Raw genomic sequence first — 26,953 nt, forward strand, 5'->3', positions numbered from 1 at the left:
TATTTTTTAAAAAAAAGTTTAAAATAAAAGCCGCTTCAATCTGTAGCTTTAAAAAGACTTTTACCGTCTTCCCTCAGGATTCATTAAGTAATATTGCTTAGCTAAAAGCTCTTCTGCGCTTACTGATTCTCTATCGTTTTTCAGTGGGGCAAAGATAGGGGCTTTATTCCTTACAATCCAACTTTTGTTAACATAAATTTCATCTTTAATTCATATTTAATCCTAAAGCACTGAGTGACTGGGAGAATAATTTCTGTAATTTTAAACCATTGTTTGGTTTGCAGGTGGAAAAAGCGGAGAAAAGGAAGAACAGCAGCTATCTTTCTTAATATATATAGTAGCATTCTTTACTAATTAACTTTATTTTACTATTGGAATCTTCAATTACAAATTGAATTCTATCATATATAATATGTAATAAAAAAATCCCGAGAAATTTCCCGGGATCTACAGTTTAAAAATTTATAGTGTCAGTTTACTATTTTTTAGCTTTTTCTTTTAGCTCTTCTTTGTCTTTATCGGAAGGATTCCAAACTTTCACGTCTGCGTTTTTATCAATTGCGGATAAGATCTGCACATTAATTCCATCACTTGCTCCCAATTTCACGTAGACTTTCTTAAATTTACCGTCTTTCTGCTTCACCTCAACAAAAGGAAGATCTTTTCCGTTTTTCTTTTCGTACTGTACTAAAGATTCATCCAAAAGCAATGCATTTTTCTGAGAGTTCAGAACAATTTCTCCGTTGGCAGAAAATCCTGCTCTGATGTATTCATTATTCGGATTGAAAACATCTCCTTCAACAGGAAATTTAATGGTTCCGTTATTATCTTTTCCTTTTGGAGCGATCATGGTTAATCTTCCCGGAAATGTTTTATTCTGAAGTGCACCGATCACAATATTCATATCCATTCCCTGCTTTAATTTTCCAGCCTGAGCTTCATCAATTTCTCCCTGAAAGATCAAAGAATTCAAATCTGCAATGGAACAAATGGTTGTTCCGGCATTGAAAGAGTTGGCTTCAATAACCTGACTTCCCACTTTTACAGGAACTTCAAGAACGGTTCCTGAAGCTTTTGAGCGAATTTGTGTTGTTGCCAAACCCTGTAATTCAGGAGTAGATCCCGTTTTTGCGATCTGTAAGGCTTTCTGAGCTGTTATCAATTGCTGCTGTGCGTTTCTCAGAACCTGTTGTGTAGAATACAACTGTTGCTGTGCATTGAGAAATTCCTGTTTGGAAGCGACTCCCTGCTTGTAAAGTCTTTCCTGCATTTCAAACTGTTTGCGCATATTATCCACATTCAGCTTTGCATTGCTGATCTGGAGCTGCTGATTGCTGACATTTTGCTGCGCATTATTTACCTCAGAAAGATTCGGAACGATTCTTACAGTTGCAATTAACTGTCCCACTTCTACTCTGTCTCCTTCATCTACCAAAATTTTATCTATAATTCCGGCAATATTCGGCTTGATTTCGATTTCTTCTTTGGGAACGATTTTTCCTGTTGCCATCACTTTATCCTCCATATTCTGAACAGACGGTTTTCTGGTAAGGAAAGCCTCACTCTCTTTAGAATTGGACTTTACAAGATACCCGATTCCCGAGAACAGCGCCACTGCAAATAAAAGCCCCAAGATGATATAAATGGCTTTTTTCCAAGTGAATTTCTTTTTCATATATAGTTTATTTTTTTATTTAAATTATTTTATTCAGTTCTTAAAGCTTCAATTGGTCTGATTTTAACAGCTCTCTGCGCGGGAATCATTCCGATTATCAATCCTAAAACCACCATCACTGCCATTGCTGCAAATACGTTTCCGTAGTTAACTGTTGGATTATAGAAGGGAAATGAATCCTGTCCTTTTGTGGCAATATCGAGAATCATCAGAACAAAAATCCCGAAAATGAAACCGAGTAATCCGGAGGAGAGTGTAATAACCACACTTTCCAATAAAATCTGGTTTCTTACTTCTGAAGGTTTTGCTCCTAAAGCTCTTCGGATCCCAATCTCTTTGGTTCTCTCTTTTACCGTAATTAAAAGAATGTTGGAAATGGCAATAACTCCGGCAAGAATGGTTAAGGTTCCTACAATGATTGTGAGTAACTGCATTCCAGATAAGAACCCCGTTAGTTTTTTAAATTCTTTACCTAAATTAAAACTTCCGAAAGCATTGGTATCATCAGGCGAAACTTTATTTTTGGCTTTAAGCTCCTGTTTTACTTTTTCTTCTACTGAATTTACATCTACATTCGGTTTGCTTACAATCGCGAACATATCAATATTATCCGCCGCATTGTACATTTTTGTGTAGGTGGATAACGGAATGAAAACCGAACGGTCATTTTCAAAACCTCCGTTTTTTTTGATTCTGAATACTCCGATCACATTAAAGAAAATTCCTTTTATATTAATGGATTTTCCCAAAGGATTTTCGTTCTTTTTTGAATCGAAAAAGTTCTTGTAAATTTCTTCTCCGATAACGGCTACATTTTTATTCCCGGAAACATCGGCGTCGTTGAGATATCTCCCGAAGATCAGTTTTTTTTCTGAAATTTTATTTCCTACAGGATAATCACCTGTTAAAGAATAGGTTCCGCTTTTTCCGTTTCTGGACATTAATTCTCCGGGGGTTCCGGTAAAGCTTCCTCTTGAGTTCTGAGGCGATATATAATCAATGTCGGTGATTTTTCTTTTTAAAATATCAATATCCGAAAGTTTTAGGTACATCTGTCTTCCTTTCGGGAAACCGTCATAAGGAATGGATGTATTCTGCGCCCAAAGGAAAATAGAATTGGTGGCAAAACCTGAAAATAGCTTATCAAAACCATTTTCCATTCCTTTTGCAGCACCCAGCAAACTAACATACAAAAACATACCCCAACCTACTCCAATCATAGTAAGGAAGGTACGAAGCTTATTATTTCTCAAGGAATAATAAATTTCCTGCCAAGTATCTTTTTTAAATATAATGTTCATTTGTTAATGTCTGTTTCTTTTAATAATGTCAATAGCTAAATTCACTTGCTAAACAAAATTCACCATTCACCTTCTTTCATCATTCCGTTCTCAATGCTTCAATAGGTTTGATTTTTGAGGCTCTGTATGCGGGAACAAATCCTGCAATCAGCCCTGAAAACACGAGTGCAATAAATGCAGCGATAATATGTCCCCATCCTACACTCGGATTTTTAATGAAGTATTCTTCCAGATTATCTCCTATTAAGTATAAAGCCAGAACGCCGAGTCCCACTCCTATTAATCCTGAAATTACCGTAATCACAACACTCTCCTGAACGATAAGCGCAACAATACTTTTGGGTTTTGCACCAATTGCTTTACGGACTCCGATTTCTTTGGTTCTTTCTTTTACAATGTACACCATGATGTTACTGATCCCGATAATTCCTGCCGCGAGAGTTCCCAATCCGATGAAACCTACAATTCCTGTAAGTACTGCCATAAAAGCAAAAGTGTCGTTCATATTCTGGGCATTGTTCCAGACTCTGATCCCGTTTTCGTCATCAGGTGCTACATTTTTTCGGGCTTTTAATCGTGATTTTAATTCATCACCATATTTAATTGCCTGTTCCGGTGTTAATTTGTCGTTGTATGCAATGTAATTGATGCTTACGGTATCCGAACCTTTCTTCATTTGCTGCAAAGTGGTGATCGGTACGGTAATATGTCTTTCGTCCCAGTCTCCGCCGTCGTCTGAGAAAACACCTACGACTTTAAAGATTGTCCCATTGATATTTAATTCTTTGCCAACCGGATTCCCGTTTTTTATAAGGTCTCGCTGAACCATTCTTCCGATTACCGCAACATTCTGTTTTCTTTCCAGATCTGTCGGGGTAAGATAGCGACCTTCGAGCATTTTTCTGTTTTCGATGATCTGCTCTTTGGGTTTTGCTCCGTTAATCTGGTAATTTCCGCTTTCCTTACCATATTTCACCAGTAAATTTGAGGTATATCTCGGCGTGGAACTTCCTACTTTTTTCTTGTCAATATTTACGAGAAAATCGTAATCATCATTGTTCATCGTCACCATACGATCGGATTGAAGCCCGTTGTAGGCAATCGTTGTTTTTCCGGTTGCAATAGAAATAAGATTTTGTGCATCTCTTGCAAAACCTTGTGTAAAGGCATTTTGCAGCCCTGTTCCGATTCCGAAAAGAACAATGAAAATAAATAATCCCAAAGCCACAGTAAAACCGGAAAGCACCGTTCGCAATACATTACTGCGAATGGAACTAAATATTTCCTGCCAACGATCTAGATCGAACATATTCTTAGGTTTGAAGCGGGAAGCGGGATGATTGAGGTTCTTCCGCCTTTCCGCTGATTTATTCTATTAATTAAACTTCTTTCTTCCAGCCTCCTGCCTCACAGCACCAACTGTTTAATAAACTCATCACTTTCAATAATGCCGTCCCGAAGCACCACATTTCTCTTTGTTTGTGCGGCTACATCAGGTTCGTGGGTTACCACAATGATGGTTTTCCCTTCGTTATTAATGTCCTGAAGCAGTTTCATGATGTCGTGCGTTGTTTTGGAGTCCAGTGCGCCGGTCGGTTCATCGGCTAGAACCACTTTCGGATTGGTAATCAAAGCTCTTGCAATGGCAACTCTCTGTTTCTGCCCTCCGGAAAGCTCGTTCGGTAAATGATTTGCCCACTGAGCCAGTCCTACTTTTTCCAGATATTCCATCGCTTTCTGGTTTCGCTCCTTTCGCGGAACATTTTGGTAATACAACGGAAGTGCAACATTATCCAAAGCGGTTTTATAACCGATAAGATTGAAGGACTGGAAAATAAATCCCAGAAACTTACTTCTGTATTCGGCAGCTTTTACTTCAGATAAATGTTCAATCGGAACTCCGTCCAGCTCATACGTTCCGGAATCTTTTTCATCGAGAATACCAATAATATTAAGAAGTGTGGATTTTCCTGAACCCGAACTTCCCATGATCGATACAAATTCGCCTTCGGAAATGGTAAGATTAATTCCCTTGAGAACGTGCAGCTTACTCTTCCCTGTATCGTATGATTTATGTAAATCCTGAATTACTAACATTAAGCGGTGTATGTTTTTTATACCCAATAAGTAGACAGAATTTTTAATTTGTTACGAATATTGAAAAAATCTTTATTTAATTAATTGTTTAGCTTAAAACGCCTTTATTTAAAGTACTTTTAATTTTTTTGTTTAATAAAATCCTGCGAATAATCAGGTTTTTGTTAACATAATACTTTGTAAGTCAATATTTAAGGGGCTTTCATGTAAATGTGGAAAACTTTTAAGGCTAAAACTCAACGAATTAGTATTTCGCCCTTTTTATTACAGTTCTTTTTTTCGAACTTTGTGCTTGCACAGATCAAAAAATAAATCGCTTCCGTGGTTGATAACTTTCACACATAAGTTACACCAAATCAGAATATTGATTATTTTTTGAACGTTATCCACATTGATCTATTTATTTTAATTTTTTAAGACATTTTAATATGGGAATTTTTGATAAGAGAGTAAGTTACAAGCCATTTGAATACCCTGAGGTTCTTCAATTTGTAGAGGCAATCAACAAATCGTTCTGGGTGCATTCCGAAGTGGACTTTACTGCAGATGTTCAGGATTTTCATTCGCAGTTGGAGCCGCACGAAAAACACGCTGTAAAAAATGCACTTTTAGCCATTGCACAGATTGAGGTGTCTGTAAAGACATTCTGGGGAAATCTGTACACTCATCTTCCAAAGCCTGAACTGAATGGTTTGGGAGCTACTTTTGCAGAATGCGAATTCCGTCATTCGGAAGCGTATTCCCGATTGCTGGAAGTGTTGGGATATAACGACGAATTCCTTAATGTAGTAGAAATCCCTGCCGTAAAAAGCAGAATTGAATTCTTAGGAAACGCCTTAAAACACGCAAACTCCGCAACACCGAAAGAATATGTTTCTGCATTGTTGCTTTTCAGTATTCTGGTAGAAAACGTTTCTCTTTTCTCTCAATTTGCCATTATCCTTTCTTTCACAAGATTTAAAGGGTTTATGAAAAATGTTTCCAATATCATCGCATGGACTTCTGTAGATGAGCAGATCCACGCCAACGCAGGAATTTTCTTAATCAACAAAATCAGGGAAGAACAGCCTGATCTTTTAACAGACAGCGACATCGAGGATATTTATACTCTGGTTGATGAATCAATCGAAAGAGAAGGTGATATTTTAAGCTGGATCTTTGAATTGGGTGAAATCGACAACGTTTCTAAAGAAGATTTATTAAACTTCATGAAATACCGTGTAGACGACAGTTTAAAGAAAATCAACATGAAAACAAGATACAACGTAACTCCTGAACAGTACAGACCGATGGTTTGGTTCGAAGAGGAAGTTTTCGCCAATTCTATGGATGATTTCTTTGCGAAAAGACCGGTAGATTATACAAAGCACGATAAGAGTATTACCGCGAACGATTTGTTTTAATTAAATAGAATCATTTTCTCGAAAAAATTTTTTAACAATAATATATATGGTTAAAATTAAAATCGAGAAATGGGGTAATCTACAAGGCTTATCCATTTCGATATCGCAACGATTTATATACATCGTAGTGATAATTTTAGGAATAATATTTAGCTGGAAAGAATTACCATCATTCCTCAAAATTTTTAACCCATTATCTTAATTAAAATGGAAGAACAAAACAACAACATATGGTGGCTCAATGAAGAGTCTGAGCAAATGCTGAACAGAGGTTATTTGCTGAAGGGTGAAACTGTAGACGGAGCCATCGACAGAATTACCACTGCTGCTGCCAAAAGATTATATAAGCCGGAACTTCAGCCTGCTTTCAAAGAAATGATCACGAAAGGATGGATCAGTTTCTCATCTCCTGTTTGGGCAAATATGGGGACACAGAGAGGTCTTCCTATTTCGTGTTTCAATGTTCACATTCCGGACAGCATTGAAGGAATTACCCATAAAATGGGCGAAGTCATCATGCAGACCAAAATCGGGGGCGGAACTTCGGGATATTTCGGGGAGCTTCGTAACAGAGGAACTGCGGTTACCGATAACGGAAAATCTTCGGGAGCGGTTTCTTTCATGAAACTGTTTGATACGGCAATGGACGTTGTTTCTCAGGGTGGCGTAAGAAGAGGAGCTTTTGCAGCTTACTTAGACATCGATCACGGAGATATTGAAGAATTTTTATCCATCAAAGACATCGGAAGTCCGATCCAGAATTTATTTACAGGAGTTTGTGTTCCGGATTACTGGATGCAGGATATGATTGATGGCGATATGGAAAAGCGTAAAGTCTGGGCAAGAGTACTGGAAAGCCGCCAGCAAAAAGGGCTTCCTTATATTTTCTTTACGGATAACGTTAACAGAAATAAACCACAGGTTTACAAAGACTTAGGACTTACTGTAAATGCAAGTAACCTTTGCTCTGAAATCATGCTTCCTTCTACAAGAGAAGAATCCTTCATCTGCTGTTTATCTTCCATGAACTTGGAATTGTATGATGAATGGAAAGATACAGACGCGGTGAAATTAGCAATCTATTTCTTAGATGCTGTTTTATCTGAATTTATCGACAAAACGGAAGGAAACTATTATCTTCAGGGTGCAAGAAACTTCGCAATGCGTCACAGAGCGCTTGGTTTAGGAGTTTTAGGATATCATTCTTACCTTCAGAAAAACATGATTCCTTTTGAAAGTTTTGAGGCTACACAATTTAATGCAAGAGCATTCAGAAGAATTAAAGAACAGGCAGAGCAGGCTTCAAGAGAGCTTGCCAATATTTACGGAGAGCCGGAATTGCTGAAAGGTTACGGATTAAGAAATACGACAACCATGGCCATTGCGCCTACAACGTCAAGTTCTGCGATCTTAGGACAGACTTCTCCGGGAATCGAACCGTTTGCTTCGAATTATTATAAAGCTGGTCTTGCGAAAGGAAACTTCATGCGTAAGAACAAATATCTTGCAAAATTACTGGAGGAAAAAGGGCTTGATAACGAAGAAACGTGGAGAACGATCATGTTGAATCACGGTTCGGTACAACATTTGAAGGAGTTAACGGATGAAGAGAAAGCAGTGTTTAAAACATTCAAGGAAATTTCTCCGATGGAGATTATTTCTCAGGCAGCCCAAAGACAACAATACATTGATCAGGCGCAGTCTCTGAACCTTCAGATCCCTTCTACAATGCCGGTAAAAGATGTGAACTATCTTTATATCGAAGCATGGAAAAAAGGTGTAAAAACCCTTTATTATCAAAGAAGTTCTTCTGTTTCTAAAGAAATGATGGTAAATTTTGTTACCTGCACAGCTTGTGAAGCATAAGATACTCAAATAATAAACATTACATATTCAATCGGGCACGCTTTTTCAGCGTGCTTTTTTATGTTAAGAAAAAATTAATATTGTATTAATTTCATGATCTGTTATAAAATATCCTGTAGAATCTGCCGTGAATAAAGGAAACATGCAAAGACTATTCTTTACAGATAAATATTTCTGATTTCAGCATTGATTTTCAATTGACAGTAAAATATATTTTTTTCATACATTTGCAAAAAATAACACAAAAAATTATTTCAAACGAATATTATGCGAAAATATTTTCAAGTTAATGGATTTATCACATTAATTCTATTCACTTCTTTTCAGTCTAATGCTCAGGTAAAAATCTCCAATTCTTCTGGAGCCGTAAATTCGGAAAGCATCTTACAATTAGAAAATTCATCCAACAACAAAGGCTTTCTGCTTACAAGAATTGCTCTTCAGTCTACCACTTTAGCTGCTCCGATGAATGCTCATGTTGCGGGAATGATCGTTTATAATACAGCAACAGCAGGCACTGCACCGAATAATGTAACTCCGGGAATGTATTATAACACAGGATCCGGCTGGGTAAAATTATCTGCAAAAACTCCAAAAGCAGGAGACATTAAAAACGGATTTCAGGCAGCAGACCATAATGGATGGTATCTTCTCAACGGAAGAGCAATAAGCACTTTGAGTACAAATGCCAGAGCCAGAGCTACAGCATTGGGCTTTACCACCAATTTACCGGATGCTACAGACCGTTTTCTTAAAAATACAAGCGGTACAGACAATCTAGCAGCAGTTTCCGGAGCTGATACTTTTACTTTAACACAAGCCAATCTTCCTAACGTAACCTTCACGGGAACAACAAATACTACAGGAAATCATACGCATACGTATACAGATAACCCTTTAAATTCCACTACAAACGGCGTAGTATCCGGAACCAATAATCCTATTTCTGATACATCGAGTGTAAATGATACGACAAGTACCGATGGAAATCATACCCACAGTTTAAGTTTTACTTTGGGAAGCAGCCAGCCTGTAAGTATGCAGCCAAATAATATTATTACGAACGTATTTATCTATTTAGGAAACTAGTATGAAGACAAAATTTTTATATACATGTATTGCTGCATTTTTATTTGTTGCACACAAAGCCCAAGTGGGTATTGGAACTTCTAATCCGTCAAATTCTGCTGTTCTGGAACTGAGTAGTACCAATAAAGGTTTTCTGATGAATACTGTCGCACTTACTTCAACCACGTCTGCAGCACCTTTCGGAAGCAATGTGGAAGGGATGTGGGTATACAATACCGCGACAGCAGGAACATCTCCCAATAATGTTATTCCCGGGTTGTATTATAATGATGGGACCAAGTGGGTTTTAATGTCCATTAATAATGATCTTCCTAAAATCGGCGATCTAAAATCCAGCATGGCAACAACCGACCATGACGGATGGTATCTGCTTAACGGAAGAAATATTTCCACCCTGCCTTCAATCAGCCAGACCAATGCAGCGGCTTTAGGCTTCAGTACAACACTTCCAAGTTCAAGCGACCGGATTTTAAAAGGTAAAAATACTTCTGAGGCAGTATCCTCAACAGGAGGAAGCAATTCTTTCTCCATCGCACAGGCTAATCTTCCGAATGTAAACATTACGGGAACTACGGCTTCTTCAGGAGCGCACACCCACAGCTATACCAATCGGGGCGTAAACTACTGGAACTATAATGCAGGCAGCATTAATACAACAAGAACAATTGATACAGAAGTAAGAACTACGGCAGCCGCAGGAGATCACAGCCACACAATTTCCGTAGCAAGCGGAGGAACCAATACCGCGATTACGCAATACCCAAAACATTTGGTGGTTCAGTATTTTATTTATCTAGGAAAATAACACAAAAATTTAAACAATGAAAAAAATAATTTTCGCCATCATATTAACTTCTTTTACTTCGTTTCTTTCTGCACAGGTTCTTATTACAAACGGAACTCCCGGCAATCCTACTCCAAATCCGAATGCTTTGCTGGAAATTTATTCTAAAAATAACAATAAAGGACTTTTAATGCCCAAGGTTTCGTTGATAACTACTGACAATCCGAGCCCTTTTCCAGGTCATATTACCGGAATGACGGTTTATAATACAAATACCACTACTGCAACCACACTTACGAGTGTTACTCCCGGGATTTATTATAATGACGGAAGTTCATGGAATAAAATGGAAGTACAAATACCTACTGTGGGAGACATAAAATACAGCAACGTAGCGACAGATCATGACGGATGGTATCTCTTAAACGGAAGAGCAGTTTCTACCTTGTCTGCAACTGCACAGTCTGCTGCGTCTTCATTGGGCTTTACAGCTTCACTTCCCGACAGTTCAGACAGGTATTTAAAAGCGAAATCTGCATCGGAAACATTAGGAGCAACGGGCGGAAATACAGCTGTTACCCTTACACAGGCCAATCTTCCGAATATTACTTATAATGCGACAACTTCAAACACCGGAGCGCACAGCCATACCTATAACGACAGGGCAAGCGGAATAGTAAACAGTGTTGAAGCCGGAAATACTAAAACGGTGGTAGACAATGATGCCACGACATCTACAACTTCATCTGCAGGAGCTCATACCCATACATTCTCAATTTCTACAGGCGGATCGGGTACTCCCCTTAATCTGCAGCCAAAATATTTATCTGCCTATATTTTTGTTTATTTAGGACAGTAAAAATAATCTGAAAGCAACAGTAACAAACTGTTTTCTATTACTTGAAAGACAAGGTATTTTTAATCCTAAAAAATTTTAATATAACTTTAACATTTAAGAAATAAAAATATGTATCCCAGCGTAATCACCTGTAAATATTGAAAATATAGCTTTTTCAATCCCTAACCAGTGAATCAAATTACTGCATCTCTGCGCTTTATATATTTTTAAAAACAAATTTTTTGTATATTTGCAAATGTATTTTGTTAACAACAAAGTTTATTATTGTTAAAAACACAACTATAAATTGAAATTTTAATTAAATTAATAAAACAAATGTTGTTTTGAAAATAAAAAACAAATAGTTCATTCATAAATCTTGAAGATTATAAATGAATTTATTTATAACATAAAAACACACAAAAGAAACCTTAATTAATTTTATTGATAAAAAGTTTATCAATATTAAAAACACAAAAAAATTATTTCTAATGAACAAAATTATCACTCTAATTTTGGTAATGTTTTCTTACAGCATTACCGCACAAGTTGGTATAAATACAAGTTCACCTGATCCCAGCTCTTCTTTAGACATTACAAGCAGTTCAAAAGGTCTGTTACTGCCGAGAATCAGCAACCTTTCACTGGTTACTAATCCTGCAACGGGCTTGGTTATTTTTGATACCAATAAAAAGTGTATAAGCCAAAACGTTGGTACTCCTGCCACTCCGGACTGGGTATGTCTTTCACCTTATTCGGCGAGATTTTTCTACATGCCGAGTGTGGTTTTCGACACTACCACTATTGCGTCAGGACAGACGAAAGATTTGTATACACTGTATAAAAATCAGTTTTCGAATATCCCTACAAATGCGAGAAGTACCTCTGCGCCTGCAACAATTCCTTTTTTCCCTAACGCAACGGATCTTTATTATTATGTAACAGGGTATGATTCTACTGTATTCAGAATTAACAGCATCAGCAATACAGGGGTTTTAAACTATGATGTACTGGCAAATGCAACGCCTGCTTCTTTTATTAACATTGTTTTTGTCGTAAAATAAGTAAACATCATGAAAAAGAATTTCACAGGGCTGTCTTTGATGAGCCTTATCTTTACCTTGCTTACAAATCTCATGTATGCACAGACAGACAGTACAGAAGTTGCCAGTATTTATGGATTTTACTCGTATTCCAGTTCATTAATGAATGCTTCATCGGCATCTGAACTTACCATACAGGGAAGCGCCTCTCATACCGCAACAGGAGTACAGCTTACACCGGCAAGTTCCAGCCAGTTCGGAGGATTGTTTATTAACGGCAGAACATTTACTTCGGTGAATGGTTTACACGTAGAATTCGAATACGACATGAAATCCGGTGCTCCGTTCAGTGGCTCGTATGGAGACGGGTTATCCTTTTTCCTTTATGACGGATCTGTTACCACTCCTACAATCGGTGCTCCCGGTGCTGGTTTAGGATATGCATATAACAGAGCAAAAAACGATTTTTCTTCTTTTAGAAAAACGGGGTTGTCAGGAGCATATCTCGGAATCGCTTTGGATGAATTCGGAAATTTTAAATCTAAACGTTTTCAGGGAGAATCGAGAGTAAACGGTATTGCCGGAGTTACATGGAGCCAAGGGGCAAGCCATGTTACTTTAAGGGGAGCAAAAGGAGCTGTCATCAATACCAATGGTTTGGGAGACGGATATACAGGATATCCTGTTTTAGTAACGAGATCCACATTAAGTAACACAGGAACGGTAGGAAGAATACTACAGACAGACAGATCATATGCCACAACCACTAATACCCTGTCTTCTGTATTTGATTTGAGAAACGGAAACGGTGAATTCAGAAAAGTGCTTCTGGATCTGATTCCTCATTTTGTAACGGCAACTACTACAGACGGCTTCGATATTAAAGTCGATATTCAGACCACACAAAACGGAACACCAATTAATATCATTGATTATTATCATTATAAAACATCAATTCCGTACACCGAAAATGCGAATCCGGCTGTAACCGACTTTAACAGTTCAGATACTGAAGGCGCGGCTACAAACCAGACTTTAAATGCTACAGTACCTTCATTTTTAAAACTGGGGTTTGCTGCTTCAACCGGAGCTGCTTACCAACAGCATATTATCCGAAATGTGAAACTAACATTGCCTTATTCTGCTGTTGCCAATGATGATGCAGCTACCACATGTAAACTCCAGCCAGTTTCAATCCCGGTTTTGGATAATGATATTGCATACAAAGGTCCTATTAGTATTACAACTCCGCCTACAGGAAGTAAAAATAATATTGATAAAACGACATTCAGCTTTACAAAAACAGGGGATACCGACCTTACTTTATACCGAAGAAAGGTAACTCCTGAAGGAACATGGAGCTATAATAAAAGTACCGGAATAGTTACATTTACTCCATCAAGTGGATTTACAGGAACAGCAACAATGACATATACGATAAAAGGAAAAACGCTTAAAGATTCTAATGGCAATATCGTGGAGCCTTATGGTGATACCGCCTACAGATCAGTTCCGGCAACTATTACCGTTACATTAAAAACAACGGGATGTGTTTATTCGGTAGTATCGAATAAAATGGTAACACAGGGAGTACAGTAAAAACCTCACCAATTATATAATCCGGCAAACCACAGAAAATTTTCTGTGGTTTTATTTTTATCTTTGTTTTACATATTAATTCTAAAAATATTCAGATATGAAATTCGGACAAGTTGAAGATCCTTCAAAGATAGATTTTACGTTACCAAAAGACCATCCAAGAACCAAAGAAATTTTGAGCAGGAATAAAAGCGGGCTGGAAAACATTTCCATAGGATGTGCAAAATGGAATAAAACAGATCTTAAAGGATTTTATCCTAAGGGTACAAAAGACGAACTTACGTACTATGCAACTCAGTTTAATTCTATTGAACTGAATGCAACTTTTTACGGTATGCCAACTCCGGAACAAGTGCAGACATGGAAAGAAAAAACTCCGGCTGATTTTAAATTTTTTCCCAAAATCACAAATACGGTATCTCATTTCAGAAGACTTTTAAATATTGATGATGTGGTAACACAGTTCGCTACAGCCGTTTTAAATTTTGATGAAAAACTGGGAATGGTTTTCCTTCAGCTTCATGATAATTTTAAACCAAAAGATTATGAAAGACTGGAAAAATTTGTAAAAAACTGGCCAAAGGAAGTTCCTCTTGCAATCGAACTGAGAAATACAGACTGGTTTACGGATGAAGAGATCCTTAATAAAACATGTGACTTATTCGAAGAAAACAACATCACCAATATTATTGTAGATACGGCAGGAAGAAGAGATATGCTGCATATGCGCCTCACTACACCCAATGCATTCATTCGTTATGTAGGAGCTAACGCAGAAAGTGATTATGACAGACTGGACGACTGGATGCGACATCTTACCCGATGGAAAGAGGAAGGTTTGCAGAATCTGTACTTTTTTGTTCATCAGAATATTGAAAAAGCCTCTCCCCTGCTTTCCGCTTATTTCATTAAAAAAGTGAATGAAGAGTGGAAACAAGACATTCACATACCAAAAATGGCAACCGAAAGTACAGGAACTTTATTTTAAAGTTTAACAAATTTTAATTTTATTCACTAATAAGTGGGATAATTGATAATAAAAAGTACACTTTCACTATAAATAATTCACTTTTTTGTCTGTAAAAAAAATTACTCTAAAAGCTTCATTCATATTGTTATAATTAGTAAATTAGAAAGAAGAGATTCTATATTATCAAATCACAATAAAAACCAATAACAGTATGGAAAAGGAAATTTGTACAATAAGTATAACGAGTAACTGGCTCGGAGACGATTATACTTTTTATGAAGACGAAAAAATAAAAAGAACTTATGACAACAACAGCTTAAGTTCCGACGTTACGGAATGGCTTGAACCTAAACAGATCAGTAAGCAGAATAAAGACAAACTGATTAAAAACTGTCCGGAAGAGCACAAAGAAAGAATTATGATTATTTTAGACTATCCCTAAATCTTTTAAAATGCATTAAAAAGTCCCAATCTTTACTAAAGCCTGGGATTTTTTATTTTCTTTTTCGCAGCAAAAGCATGATGTTGAGAAACAAAAGCAGAAAATCTAAAGTGATCCAGATTCCGAGCTTCACATTTTCATGGTTGTACGTATCAATCTGCTTTTTTGCCAGATCCGAAAGCTTTGAACTCTGAATAATATAATTCTGAACTTCAATGATCTGATCTATATTTTTATTCGGAACCGAATTCTGAGAAAAATAAACAAGATTCTTTTTACCCAGATACCCTACTACCCAATATTCATCAGATTTATCCATCTTCAGATATTCTATCCTGTAATACTCCGGGCGGATTTTTCCGAGATGTTTTGTTTCTATTACTTTGCCGGCTTCAGCATCATTTAAGGTGAGTACATAAAAATCCAGTGGCTGCGGAAGTTTGTTAATAACCTGAAGCGCTACCGAATTTTCCACAATACCTATAGTACTTTTCTTAATAAACCAGTAGGTAAAAATTGAAAATGAAAAAATAATCGTAACGATACGGAATAATTTTGCCCACTCTGCGCCTTTCCCTTTCTTCAGCTTAGAAAGAAGGAGAGAAAAAACAGAAGCCCAGAAGATAACCAGAACAATAAATACCATACTGCAAAGATACTTATTTAAAGACTTTTAAAAGAATACTAATCGACATTCCACTCTTTGTAGAACTGATCGAGAAATTTCAGCATAAAATCGTGTCTTTCGGCAGCAATTTCTTTTCCTTTTTCCGTATTCATAAGATCTTTAAGCAGTAAAAGCTTTTCGTAGAAATGGTTGATGGTTGTTCCGTTGGATTTTTTATACTCTTCTTTAGACATATTGAGTTTAGGCTCTATATGAGGATCATACATCGGATTATTTTTAAAGCCTCCGAAATTGAATGTTCTTCCGATACCGATGGCTCCTATAGCATCAATCCGGTCTGCATCCTGAACAATTTTCAGTTCAACAGGAAGATTTTTGGGAACTTCTCCCCTGTTTTTAAAGGAAATATTTTTAATAATGAACAAAACCTGCTCAATTAATTCTTCTCCGGCGTTCTGGCTTTCGAGATATTCACGGGAAACTTTCAAAGCAAGCGTTTCATCGCCGTTATGAAATTTGGGATCGGCTATATCGTGAAGCAAAGCTGCCAGTTCTACCACTTCATGATTACAATTTTCGGTTTCAGCAATTTTTTTGGATAATTTCCATACTCTTTCGATATGAAACCAGTCATGTCCCGCTTCTGCTCCTTCCAGTTTTTCTTTTACAAATTCTACCGTGTTTTCAATCAGATTCTTCATTATATCAATCATTTTAAATATTTGGCGACCAACACGTCAGAAAGAAAAATGTTTCGTTACGGAATTTCATTTAAAATAATATTCCACAGTTTGTTATTGTAACTTCTGAAAAAATTGATGTGTCCTATTTCACCTTTTTCCGATTCAGAAGTTTTCACAAGTCTGTAAGTTGGCTTAAGGTTCGGATAGGTATCATTCATAAGACTTTTTACGCCTTTTTCTGTGAGCCAGGCATCGTCTTCAGCACGAATAACAAATACCTTTTGTCTTAAACTTTTAGAATAATCATCAATTTTTTCCAGTAAACCGTTGGTCGATTTTCTGTTTAAAATTAAGGTTCTCCAGTCATATGCGCAATTTTTCGGGAGACTTTCTCCGAGTCCGAACCAATTTCCGGGGAAGTAGCCTAATAATGCGGTAGTTAGAGGCTGGGCAATTCCAAAACCAAGATAAGCTTCTATTTTCGTTTTGAATTTTAAATGTCCCACAAAAGCATTCTGGGTTCCCACGAAGAAAAATTCTTCAAAAATTTCAGCATCTTTATTCATTCCTAAAATTAAAGCACCTACGGAATGTCCCAGGCAATATTTCTGATAATCATTAAAATTTTTCTGAATATAATCTGTAACTGCTTTAAAATCTTTCGAACCCCAGATTCTCATGGAAGCATGAAATCCTCTCATATTTTCAGGTTTTGAAAGCCCGATTCCACGATAATCGTAAGTGATGACCGTAAATCCGTTTTCGGAAAAAAATTTGGCAAAGGAAAAATAAATCTGTTGTTTTACCCCGGTTGCAGAGTTGATAAGCAATAGTTTACGATTGCTTTTTTCAGGCAAAAACAGATGGGCAGCTATTGAAACATTATCAGATGTAGTAAATGTAAGCTTTTTCATGGTAAAAGAAAAAATCCACTATAAAAGTGGAAATTTTACTTTATATTTTATGTTAAGTTTAAAACTTTCGATATGTAGCAAATAGCTTATGAAATAAAATCTGAAAGTCTGGGAAGACAACATTGAGAGCCTTTTGATTCAGAAACTCTTGCCGAAACTTCATTCCCGAATTTCACACACTCCGCTATCGAATTTTTATGGCACAAAGCAATAGAAAATCCTACCGTAAAAGCATCTCCCATTCCCATTTTATAAGCAGTTTTATCCTTGTCGTTTCTACAGTATTTCATTTCTGTACCGTCGAAATAAATGGTAGAATTAATGTCGTCTCGTACAAAAACTTTATTAAAATATTTTTTAAGAATTTCTTCTCTCTGCTCTTCTCCGAAAACGATATGCAGTTCATTGCTTTTTACCACAAGAAAATCTACATTATTTAGAATTTCATCGCTCAGACGCTGTGCAGGTGAAGCATACATACCTACTTTTTTACCATATTTCTTGGCTTTTTTTACGGTATACTCAATCACTTTCATAGAAACTTCAAGCTGAAGAAGAACAAGATCTGCTGTATGAAAATATTTATCTGCCGCTTCCACATGTTCTACACTAAGATAGTTATTGGCTGCGGGAACCACAACAATTGCCGCGTTTCCGTCTGAGGTAGTTACATAAGCTGTACCGGTTGACTCACGATCTGTTTCGAAGACAAAGCCTACATTCACATTTTCGTTCACCATATTTCTCATGATCTGCTGACCAAGCGGATCCATACCCACACAGCCTACAAAGTAGACGCTTGCTCCCAAACGTGCTGCACCAACTGCCTGATTGGCTCCCTTTCCACCAAAGTAACTTTCGGATTTTCGGGCAATAACCGTTTCGTTCTCACAGGGAACTTTTTCGGTTTCTAAAACAAGATCAATCGAAGAGCTTCCTACAACGATAATTCTTGGCTGTTCTGAGGAAAAATTCATTAGTGTTTCTTAATGGTTTAATATTCCGTGATTTGTACAAATTTATAATATGAAATTAGAATTTCAAAAAAAATTAATGACTATTAACTAATTTCAATAAATTCTGTGATGATTTTTACAGGATTGTTATTTTTATCGCAGGCGATGTAACTTGCATAAAAACCTTCACCATATCCTGTTTCAAAAGCAAAAATAGTTCCCGGATGGTTTTCAGACGGCTTTAAAAAAGCAAACTGATCGATTGCTCCTTTTTCATCAAAGAAATATTCATGAAAAAATTCTTCATAAATCCCCATAAAATCGACTCCTTTGCTGTGATACAGTCTTTGTTCGAGCTCGTTAAGATTATTCTGTGTATCCACATCCATAAAGCAGCCCATCCCGCTTTCTACAGGATATCCGAAAACTTCTCCTTCCTCAAGATCTTTAATATTCTGTCCTTCTGTCGTTGCCAGTTTCCAGTCTGTAATTTCCGACTGGCTAAAAATAATTTCGGCATACGCCACACAATTGCTTTCCCTTTCCTTATGCAGTAAAACCGAAAAATCTCCCTTCGGAAATGTTATGGAGAAAGGTTTCATGTCATTTGTAATCAGAGGATCACAGGCAACAAGTTTTCCGCTGGAAAGATAAATTTTCCCAACTTCAAAGCTTTCCAGTAACGGGCTTTCTACGAAGTTTTTGGAGAACAGTTTTTTGATGTTTTCTATGTGTGTCATGTCATATTTAGGCTAAGATTTAGGTTAAGGCTAAGCTTAAGACTCAGCTTTAACCTAAACCTTATTATTATAAACTTTTCAGCTTCTCTTCCAAAATTGCAATTTTGTCAAGAGCGTCTTTTTGCTTTTTTCGTTCCGTCTCAACAACTTCAGGTTTTGCGTTGGCAACAAATTTTTCATTGGAAAGTTTTTTATCTACAGAGATCAAAAATCCTTTCAGATATTTTAATTCTTCTTCTGTTTTCGTTTTCTCTTCTCCCAAATCTAAATTTTCACTTAATGGAATTGAAATTTCTGTTGCGCCTACCAAAAATGTAAAGCTCGGCTTATCCGTTTTTGTTCCGAAATGAATTTCTGAAACATTGGCCAATTTCTTAATCACTGATTCGTTAGGAAATTCTGAAGCATTGGTATAAACTTCTACAGGATCTTTAGGTGAAACCCCTTTAGTTGTCTGACGGTAATTTCTAACGCCGGAAATAATTTCTGAAGCAAATTCAAACTTTCGAATTATTTCTTCATTAAATTCGCCTGCTTTTTTCTGCTGCGCAATAACCAATGCTTCCTCTGCTTTTCTTTCAGATATTAATTGCCAGATTTCTTCTGACTGGAAAGGTAAAAACGGATGAACCTGCTTCATTAATTCCTCAAAAAGCTCAACTGTTTTGTTATAAACATCTTTTGAAATACCTTCACCGTAGTTTGGTTTAATTGATTCAAGATAATAACCGCAGAAATCATCCCAAATTAATTTATAAATTAAATGTAAAGCATCAGAAATTCTGAACTTTTCAAACTGATCGTTGATCTCAGCAATTGTTTTATTTAATTTATTTTCAAACCATTCAATTGCCTGAAGTTCTGTTGAATTGGCAGGCTTATCTTCATGGTTCCACATATTGATCAATCGGAAAGCACTCCAGATCTTTGACATGAAGTTTCTTCCCTGAAGCATCAAATCTTCATCAAAAAGAAGGTCGTTTCCGGCTGCAGAACTTAATAAAATTCCTACACGAACTCCGTCTGCTCCATATTTATCCATTAATTCCAGCGGATCCGGTGAATTTCCTAAAGATTTAGACATCTTTCTTCGCTGCTTATCTCTTACAATCCCTGTGAAATAAACATTTTTAAACGGAACTTCTTTTCTGTACTCCAGTCCTGCCATAATCATTCTTGCCACCCAGAAGAAAATAATATCCGGACCTGTTACTAGGTCTGAAGTCGGGTAATAATAACTGATGTCTTTGTTTTCAGGATCAAGCAACCCATCGAAAACCGACATTGGCCATAACCATGATGAGAACCATGTATCAAGAGCGTCTTCGTCTTGTTTTAAATTTTGAATTTCGAGTTCAGGGTTTTGAGTTTTCTCTTTGGCTAATGCCAAAGCTTCTTCGATAGTTTCTGCAACAACGAAATCGTTTTCTCCGTCACCATAATAGAACGCAGGAATTTGCTGTCCCCACCAAAGCTGTCGGGAAATATTCCAGTCGCGGATGTTTTCCATCCAGTGTTTGTAGGTATTTTTAAACTTTTCAGGATAAAATTTAACCTCATCATCCATTACAACATCCAAAGCTGGTTTTGCAATTTCAGACATTTTCAGGAACCACTGTACAGAAACTTTAGGCTCGATTACCGCACCAGTTCTTTCTGAAGTTCCTACTTTATTTACGTAATCTTCTGCTTTCAGCAAAAGATCTTTTTCTTCCAGTTCTTTCGCAATCTGCTTTCTTACCTCGAATCTGTTTTTTCTGGCGTAGTGTAAACCGTGATCGTTCAGATTTCCGTCATCATCTAAAGCATCAATCATCTGGAGATTATGTTTCTGTCCTATTTCGTAGTCATTGATGTCATGAGCAGGCGTAATTTTCAAAGCCCCTGTTCCGAATTCAATATCCACATATTCGTCCTCGATAATCGGAATTACCCTGTTAACGATTGGTACGATTACTTTTTTACCTTTTAAATGAGCGTATCTCTCATCATTAGGATTGATACACACTGCAGTATCCCCGAAAATGGTTTCAGGACGTGTTGTGGCAACCGAAAGGAATTCTTCTGATCCCTCAATGGCATATTTCAGGAAATATAATTTTCCGTTCTGTTCTTTAAAGATTACTTCTTCATCAGAAATGTTGGTTTTTGCTTCGGGATCCCAGTTGACCATTCTGTACCCACGGTAAATCAATCCTTTATTGTAAAGATCAACAAAAGATTTAATTACCTGTTGAGAAAGTTTCGGCTCCATGGTGAAGCGGGTTCTGTCCCAGTCGCATGAACATCCTAATTTTTTAAGCTGCTCAAGAATTGTTCCTCCGTATTTATCAGTCCATTCCCAGGCGTGCTTTAAAAACTCTTCTCTTGTAATATCAGATTTATTGACTCCTTCAGACTTCAGTTTAGCAACCACTTTCGCTTCTGTAGCAATAGAAGCATGATCTGTTCCCGGAACCCAGCAAGCATTAAAGCCCTGCATTCTTGCACGACGGACCAGCACATCCTGAATGGTATTGTTAAGCATATGCCCCATGTGCAAAATCCCCGTAACGTTTGGCGGAGGAATTACAACAGTATAAGGCGGCTTGTCATTGGGTTCTGAATGGAAGTATTTATTTTCCAACCAGTAATTGTACCACTTTTGTTCTGTTTCCTGTGGATTGTACTTTTCTGAAATCTGCATAAATTCTTTTACTTTAATTTACAATTTGCAAAAATAGTCTAAAGAAAAATATTTTAAGTATGAATTAAAATAATTTTTAACTTTGTTTCTCAAAATTTATCTAACAACATATTTAATATTCAAGAATATGAAAAAATTAATCGCAGGAATTGCATTATTCGGAACCTTCGCTCTTGCATCTGCACAAACGATTACGTTTGACAAAACTACTTTCGACTACGGAAATGTAAAACCAGGTTCAGACGGCATCAGGTTTTTCACGGTAACCAATACGGGAGACAAGCCTCTTATCTTATCGAATGTAAAAGCATCTTGCGGATGTACAACGCCTGAATTCAGCCAGGATCCGATTCTGCCGGGAAAATCAGCTAAAATAAAGGTAGGATACAATACCGGAATTAATGGTGGTTTCAACAAAATGATTGAAGTATTTTCTAACGATCCTGTAAACAGCAGAAGCGTAATCTACATTAAAGGAAACGTAGATCCAAATGCTCCGGATCCAAAACCATTGACTCCTGAGGAATTGAAGGCTAAAGCTAAAGAAGAGAAAGCTGCGGCTAAAGCTGCAAAGAAGGAAGCAAAAAAAGCGGCTAAAGCTGCTGCTAAAACTGCTGCATAATGGTAAAATCTTTACTAAAATAAATGAAACCGTCTCATGGAGGCGGTTTTTTTATTACATTTATATTTAAGTTAATTGATGGTTAGCGGTTTTTAACTATGGATTGCGGCCAAAATTAATCTTTAATCTTTTAATAATTTAAAATAAACATGGACACTAACTTTTCAGACGATTTTTTGGTAAAAGGAAAATTTTCCATTAAAAAAGCTTCAACGGAGTACAAAGGAAAACTTACCAAAGAAGAAGGCGAACAATTATTATTAAACGAAAAAGAAAAACTTCGTGAGCTTCAGGAGAAGTTATATTCGGATGGAAGCCAGTCTCTATTGGTGGTACTTCAGGCAATGGATGCCGCTGGAAAAGACAGCATGATTGAGCACGTTTTCGGGGGAGTAAATCCGCAAGGCTGCAATGTGACGAGCTTCAAAACTCCTACTTCGAAAGAATACTCGCATGATTTTTTGTGGAGACATTATTTGGCATTACCTCAAAAAGGCATGATCGGAATTTTTAACCGTTCTCATTATGAAAGTGTATTGGTCTGCAAAGTTCATCCTGAGTATAATTTAAGCGAAAAAACATGGAAATCTGTTAAGGATTTTGATGATAAATTCTGGGAAAACCGCTATGAAAGCATCAGAAATTTTGAAAAGCATCTTGCTCAAAACGGAACGACCGTTATAAAAATATTCCTGAATGTTTCGAAGGACGAGCAAAAGAAAAGACTTCTGGACAGAATTAACGAACAGGAAAAAAACTGGAAATTTTCCGCCGCGGATCTTCCGGAGAGAGCTTTATTCGATAAATATATGGAATGCTATGAAACGGCAATTAATGAAACTTCAAAAGATTACGCGCCTTGGTATGTTCTTCCTGCTGATAACAAATGGTTTGCAAGAGTTGCCGCGATACAGATTATTATTGATGCTTTGGAAAAAATGAATCTGCAGTATCCTAAATTATCGGAAGAGGATCGCAAAGATTTAGAAGAAGCAAAAAAACAACTGGAAAGCGAGAAATAAATTGGAGGGAAGATGGGAGCCTGAAGATGGAGGTTTAAATGATTGCGTTAAAGACTTCCTTCTTCCAGCCTCTAACTTCCAACTCTAAAAACCACGAGAAAATCTATAAGCCGGATTTTGTTCTTCCGAAGAAGCGCCTGTTATTTATCTGCATCTTACATTGCTGCAAAACTTTAGCTGATTACCCCTCGGCTTTCAGAGCGAGCAACTCCTATTTTCATTGCTGAAAAGAACCGATATACTTATCATTGCACCACAAAGAGTTTACCTGATTTCACTACAGCCGAACTGTACATCCTTTCTGTTGCACTTGTCCTACCCTCGCGGGTGACGGATGTTATCCGCTTTGCTGCTCTACGGTGTCCGGACTTTCCTACCTCCCGTGAAACGGGAAATCAACAAGCCGATTTTCTCGTGGCTGCAAAGATAGCAAAATGTGAATTAAATCCACATTTTGTGGATTGTGAATTGTCAATAAAATTCATTCTCAATTTATAAAGCATTGAAATCAATTTAATGAAAAGAAAAAATTCACCATTCAATTACGAAGTAAAATTGACAATTGACTAATAATTATTATCTTCGTGCTACAAAAATTAAACATCCCAATTGGCTTCAAAGGAAAAAGAATTTGCGCAGCTTATTAAGGATAATCAGGGATTGATTATTAAGGTTTCGCGTCTTTATACCAATTCTTTGGAGGACGAGGAAGATCTTTTTCAGGAAATTGTGTTACAATTGTGGAGAAGTTATGACTCATTTAAAGGAAATTCCAAAATTTCTACGTGGATGTACCGTGTTGCTTTAAATACCGCTATCACCCTTTTCAGAAAAAAAAGCAAAAGTTTACAGACTAATGAACTGGACATTAATCATGCAGATTTTGTGGAAGATGATGATGAAAAACAGCAACAGGTATCACTTTTGTATACAGTAATCAAAACCCTTCCCAATGTGGAAAGAGCAATCGTGATGATGTATCTGGATGATTTGCCTTATAAGGATATTGCAGAAAACCTCGGGATAACCGAAGTAAATGCGCGTGTGAAAATGAACAGATTAAAGAAAACCCTTAAAGAACAGATGGAAAAATATGCCTGAATTTGATTTAGACAGCTTTAAGAAAACATGGCAGGAACAGCCTGTTCAGGAAAAATACAACAACAATGAGATTCTTCAGATGCTCAACAAAAAATCACGAAATTATGTGAAGTATATTTTCTGGATCAGTGTTTTCGAGTTTTTATTCTTTACATTAATAGGATTATTCTACATCATTCAGGGAAAGGAGTCCAACTCTTTCATTAATATTCTTACAAAGCTGGGCGTACAGAAAACTTCGGAATTAGAAAATACGTTCGACAATATTTATCTTGTATTAAAAGTTTTAAGTTTAGCCATCACAGCTTATTTTGTCCTTAAATTTTATCAGAATTACAAGGTTATAAAAATTGAGGAAAATCTTAAAAAGTTTATTCTTAAGATCATTAAATTTAAGAAGACAGTTAATGCCTTTATTTTAATTAATATCGCATTATTAATCACTTTTACCTCTATTTTCACAATCTTTGTTTTTTATATCTTAAATACTCAGAATGTAGAAATTACCAATTCTACGCTAATAGGATTTGTAGCAGGTATTATCATAAGTACTGTTTTTACAGTAATAATGGTATGGCTGTATTACAGGGTTGTTTATGGAATTATCATTAAAAAATTGGATAAGAATTTAACGCAGTTAAAAGAAATCGATTCGCAGGAAATTTAAACTGAAAACTGCAGGAATTTAAGATATTATTGTTAATTTTATTTAACCAAATCTTTTATTCTATGCAAATATCCTATGTTCATGGTGCTTCCGACATTTCTTTATTGGGTGAAACCATCGGAAATAACCTGAAACACACGGTTGAAAAATTTCCTAATCACGAAGCATTAATCTGCGTACATCAAAATTACCGCGCTACCTATCAGGAATTTTACAATCAGACAACAGCGGTTGCAAAAGCACTGATTTTTCTGGGAGCAAAATCCGGAGACCGCATCGGAATCTGGTCTACGAACCGTTACGAATGGGTTCTTTTACAATATGCAACCGCAAGAATCGGAGTTATTTTAGTCAATATCAATCCCGCTTACAGAACCAGTGAACTGATCTTTGTAATCAATCAGTCTGAAATGTCCCATATTTTTTCGTCTCTGGCTTTCAAATCCAGCGATTATAAACAGATGATTGCCGATGCAAGAGAATTCTGCTCAACTTTAAAATCTGAAATTTTCTTTGATGATAACTGGGAAGAATTTTTAAATAACGGACAGCATATTTCTGATGATACACTCCACAGTTTTGAGGAGCATGTTCAGTTTGATGATCCTTTGAATATTCAATATACTTCAGGAACGACGGGTTTTCCGAAAGGAGTTACGCTTTCTCATCATAATATTTTAAATAACGGATATTTTATCGGAATTCGGTTAAAGTATACCGAAAAAGACAGGGTCTGTATTCCGGTTCCTTTTTATCACTGTTTCGGAATGGTAATCGGAAACATCTGCTGTACTGCTCACGGAGCCTGTATGGTGATTCCGAATGACAGTTTTGATCCTGAAATCACTTTGAAAGTTGTTTCTGACGAAAAATGCACCTCGCTTTACGGAGTTCCGACCATGTTTATTGCAGAATTAGCCGTAAAAAATTTCGAAACCTTTGATTTTTCAAGTTTAAGAACAGGCGTAATGGCAGGCTCAGTCTGCCCTCCGGAAATTATGAAAAAGGTGGAAAGTCTCATGAATATTAAAGAAATGAGCATCTGCTACGGAATGACGGAAACTTCCCCTGTTTCTACGCAAACTCTTATCGGAACCCCATTTGAAAAGCAGGTGAATACGGTAGGAACGGTTCAGGATCATCTGGAAATAAAAATCATTGATGAAAACGGAAAAATCGTTGCGCGCGGCGAACATGGGGAACTGTGTACAAGAGGATATTCTGTAATGCTGAAATACTGGAACGATCCCGAAAACACCAGAAAAGTTCTTGACGAAGGAAGATGGATGCATACCGGAGATATGGCAGTAATGGATGAAGAAGGCTACATTACGATTTCGGGCAGGATAAAAGACCTGATTATCCGTGGCGGTGAAAATATTTCTCCGAAAGAAATTGAAGACTTTTTGTACACGTATCCGAATATTCTCGATGTTCAGATCATCGGAGTTCCGAGCGAGAAATTCGGAGAAGAAGTAATGGCGTGGGTAAAAGTGAGAAAAGGTTTTCAGGTAACGGAAGAAGAACTTTTAAACTATTGCAAAGGCAGAATCGCTCATTATAAAGTTCCGAAATACTGGAAGTTTGTAGACGAATTCCCTATGACAATCTCCGGAAAAGTACGAAAAGTGGAAATGCGGGAAATTTCTGTAAAGGAATTGGGATTAGATAAGGCAAAGATTTAAAGATCTTGTTATTTGTAGCGAAAGAATCCTCTTTACAAATGGAGATTCTTTCAACTTCGTTCGAATCTTTTCAGGCTGTTTCAGAATGAAATACAACTTTATGGATAATTAAAAAACAATAAAAAAAGCAGTTCGATTTGAA

The 26,953-nt window shown here is 36.7% G+C and carries 24 protein-coding genes and 1 other RNA gene; 14 read left to right on the top strand and 11 right to left on the bottom strand.

Annotated features, from left to right (window positions below):
- Positions 1 to 478: 478 nt before the first annotated feature.
- The 4 genes from KKI44_RS08720 to KKI44_RS08735 all read right to left on the bottom strand — a co-directional run bounded on the left by KKI44_RS08720 (position 479) and on the right by KKI44_RS08735 (position 5,073).
- Positions 479 to 1,675, bottom strand: a complete 1,197-nt coding sequence (locus KKI44_RS08720) for an efflux RND transporter periplasmic adaptor subunit (protein WP_214590647.1) — start codon at positions 1,673 to 1,675, stop codon at positions 479 to 481.
- A gap of 29 nt (positions 1,676 to 1,704) precedes the next feature.
- Positions 1,705 to 2,976: an ABC transporter permease gene (locus tag KKI44_RS08725; protein ID WP_214590648.1), complete on the bottom strand. Its 1,272-nt coding sequence runs from the start codon at positions 2,974 to 2,976 to the stop codon at positions 1,705 to 1,707.
- Between the two features lie 79 nt (positions 2,977 to 3,055).
- A complete protein-coding gene (locus KKI44_RS08730; protein WP_214590649.1) occupies positions 3,056 to 4,285 on the bottom strand; it encodes an ABC transporter permease in 1,230 nt (409 codons plus the stop codon).
- Between the two features lie 98 nt (positions 4,286 to 4,383).
- Positions 4,384 to 5,073, bottom strand: a complete 690-nt coding sequence (locus tag KKI44_RS08735; protein ID WP_214590650.1) for an ABC transporter ATP-binding protein — start codon at positions 5,071 to 5,073, stop codon at positions 4,384 to 4,386.
- A gap of 428 nt (positions 5,074 to 5,501) precedes the next feature.
- On the opposite strand from KKI44_RS08735, the gene KKI44_RS08740 reads away from it, so the two are divergent.
- The 9 genes from KKI44_RS08740 to KKI44_RS08780 all read left to right on the top strand — a co-directional run bounded on the left by KKI44_RS08740 (position 5,502) and on the right by KKI44_RS08780 (position 15,107).
- Positions 5,502 to 6,476 carry a ribonucleotide-diphosphate reductase subunit beta gene (locus KKI44_RS08740; protein ID WP_214590651.1) on the top strand — a complete coding sequence of 325 codons (975 nt, stop codon included), beginning with the start codon at positions 5,502 to 5,504 and terminating at the stop codon, positions 6,474 to 6,476.
- A gap of 207 nt (positions 6,477 to 6,683) precedes the next feature.
- Positions 6,684 to 8,342 (top strand): ribonucleoside-diphosphate reductase subunit alpha, encoded by a 1,659-nt coding sequence (locus KKI44_RS08745; RefSeq protein ID WP_076395972.1) that lies wholly within the window; start codon positions 6,684 to 6,686, stop codon positions 8,340 to 8,342.
- A 267-nt stretch (positions 8,343 to 8,609) separates the two neighbouring features.
- Positions 8,610 to 9,431, top strand: a complete 822-nt coding sequence (locus KKI44_RS08750; RefSeq protein WP_214590652.1) for a hypothetical protein — start codon at positions 8,610 to 8,612, stop codon at positions 9,429 to 9,431.
- A 1-nt stretch (position 9,432) separates the two neighbouring features.
- Positions 9,433 to 10,236, top strand: coding sequence for a hypothetical protein (locus KKI44_RS08755; protein ID WP_214590653.1), 804 nt, complete (start codon positions 9,433 to 9,435; stop codon positions 10,234 to 10,236).
- Positions 10,237 to 10,252: 16 nt separating this feature from the next.
- A complete protein-coding gene (locus KKI44_RS08760; protein ID WP_214590654.1) occupies positions 10,253 to 11,074 on the top strand; it encodes a hypothetical protein in 822 nt (273 codons plus the stop codon).
- 470 nt (positions 11,075 to 11,544) lie between these two features.
- The gene (locus KKI44_RS08765) at positions 11,545 to 12,117 is read left to right on the top strand and encodes a hypothetical protein (protein ID WP_214590655.1); all 573 of its coding nucleotides are present in this window, start codon (positions 11,545 to 11,547) and stop codon (positions 12,115 to 12,117) included.
- A gap of 9 nt (positions 12,118 to 12,126) precedes the next feature.
- Entirely contained in the window at positions 12,127 to 13,695 is a 1,569-nt protein-coding gene (locus tag KKI44_RS08770; RefSeq protein WP_214590656.1) for a hypothetical protein, read from the top strand.
- A gap of 97 nt (positions 13,696 to 13,792) precedes the next feature.
- The gene (locus tag KKI44_RS08775) at positions 13,793 to 14,683 is read left to right on the top strand and encodes a DUF72 domain-containing protein (protein ID WP_214590657.1); all 891 of its coding nucleotides are present in this window, start codon (positions 13,793 to 13,795) and stop codon (positions 14,681 to 14,683) included.
- A 193-nt stretch (positions 14,684 to 14,876) separates the two neighbouring features.
- Entirely contained in the window at positions 14,877 to 15,107 is a 231-nt protein-coding gene (locus tag KKI44_RS08780) for a hypothetical protein (RefSeq protein WP_214590658.1), read from the top strand.
- Positions 15,108 to 15,159: 52 nt separating this feature from the next.
- Here the strand turns inward: KKI44_RS08780 and KKI44_RS08785 are convergent, their stop codons facing one another.
- From KKI44_RS08785 to KKI44_RS08810, 6 genes are all read right to left on the bottom strand, one after another.
- A complete protein-coding gene (locus KKI44_RS08785) occupies positions 15,160 to 15,753 on the bottom strand; it encodes a hypothetical protein (RefSeq protein ID WP_214590659.1) in 594 nt (197 codons plus the stop codon).
- A gap of 38 nt (positions 15,754 to 15,791) precedes the next feature.
- A complete protein-coding gene (locus KKI44_RS08790) occupies positions 15,792 to 16,436 on the bottom strand; it encodes an HD domain-containing protein (protein ID WP_214590660.1) in 645 nt (214 codons plus the stop codon).
- A gap of 56 nt (positions 16,437 to 16,492) precedes the next feature.
- Positions 16,493 to 17,332 carry an alpha/beta fold hydrolase gene (locus KKI44_RS08795; protein WP_214590661.1) on the bottom strand — a complete coding sequence of 280 codons (840 nt, stop codon included), beginning with the start codon at positions 17,330 to 17,332 and terminating at the stop codon, positions 16,493 to 16,495.
- Between the two features lie 86 nt (positions 17,333 to 17,418).
- Positions 17,419 to 18,309 carry a PfkB family carbohydrate kinase gene (locus KKI44_RS08800; RefSeq protein WP_214590662.1) on the bottom strand — a complete coding sequence of 297 codons (891 nt, stop codon included), beginning with the start codon at positions 18,307 to 18,309 and terminating at the stop codon, positions 17,419 to 17,421.
- 83 nt (positions 18,310 to 18,392) lie between these two features.
- Positions 18,393 to 19,028, bottom strand: a complete 636-nt coding sequence (locus KKI44_RS08805) for a DUF4241 domain-containing protein (RefSeq protein ID WP_214590663.1) — start codon at positions 19,026 to 19,028, stop codon at positions 18,393 to 18,395.
- Between the two features lie 67 nt (positions 19,029 to 19,095).
- Positions 19,096 to 21,714: a valine--tRNA ligase gene (locus tag KKI44_RS08810; RefSeq protein ID WP_214590664.1), complete on the bottom strand. Its 2,619-nt coding sequence runs from the start codon at positions 21,712 to 21,714 to the stop codon at positions 19,096 to 19,098.
- A gap of 127 nt (positions 21,715 to 21,841) precedes the next feature.
- Here KKI44_RS08810 and KKI44_RS08815 point away from each other — a divergent pair, with 127 nt between their 5' ends.
- Both KKI44_RS08815 and KKI44_RS08820 read left to right on the top strand, forming a co-directional pair.
- Entirely contained in the window at positions 21,842 to 22,336 is a 495-nt protein-coding gene (locus KKI44_RS08815) for a DUF1573 domain-containing protein (protein ID WP_214590665.1), read from the top strand.
- A gap of 149 nt (positions 22,337 to 22,485) precedes the next feature.
- Positions 22,486 to 23,358, top strand: a complete 873-nt coding sequence (locus tag KKI44_RS08820) for a polyphosphate kinase 2 family protein (protein WP_214590666.1) — start codon at positions 22,486 to 22,488, stop codon at positions 23,356 to 23,358.
- 90 nt (positions 23,359 to 23,448) lie between these two features.
- Here KKI44_RS08820 and rnpB read toward each other — a convergent pair.
- Positions 23,449 to 23,773, bottom strand: an RNA gene (rnpB, locus tag KKI44_RS08825) — RNase P RNA component class A.
- A gap of 194 nt (positions 23,774 to 23,967) precedes the next feature.
- Between rnpB and KKI44_RS08830 the strand changes: the two genes are divergently transcribed.
- The 3 genes from KKI44_RS08830 (at position 23,968) to KKI44_RS08840 (ending at position 26,811) form a co-directional block, all read left to right on the top strand.
- The gene (locus KKI44_RS08830) at positions 23,968 to 24,459 is read left to right on the top strand and encodes an RNA polymerase sigma factor (protein ID WP_076396001.1); all 492 of its coding nucleotides are present in this window, start codon (positions 23,968 to 23,970) and stop codon (positions 24,457 to 24,459) included.
- On the top strand, positions 24,452 to 25,126 hold the full coding sequence (locus tag KKI44_RS08835) for a beta-carotene 15,15'-monooxygenase (RefSeq protein WP_214590667.1): 675 nt from the start codon (positions 24,452 to 24,454) through the stop codon (positions 25,124 to 25,126). The genes KKI44_RS08830 and KKI44_RS08835 overlap by 8 nt, the downstream gene beginning before the upstream one ends.
- A 62-nt stretch (positions 25,127 to 25,188) precedes the next feature.
- Entirely contained in the window at positions 25,189 to 26,811 is a 1,623-nt protein-coding gene (locus tag KKI44_RS08840; RefSeq protein ID WP_214590668.1) for an AMP-binding protein, read from the top strand.
- The last annotated feature ends 142 nt before the right edge of the window (positions 26,812 to 26,953 follow it).

The organism is Chryseobacterium sp. ZHDP1 (genome assembly GCF_018603435.1).
GTDB classification, from domain to species: Bacteria; Bacteroidota; Bacteroidia; order Flavobacteriales; family Weeksellaceae; genus Chryseobacterium; species Chryseobacterium indicum.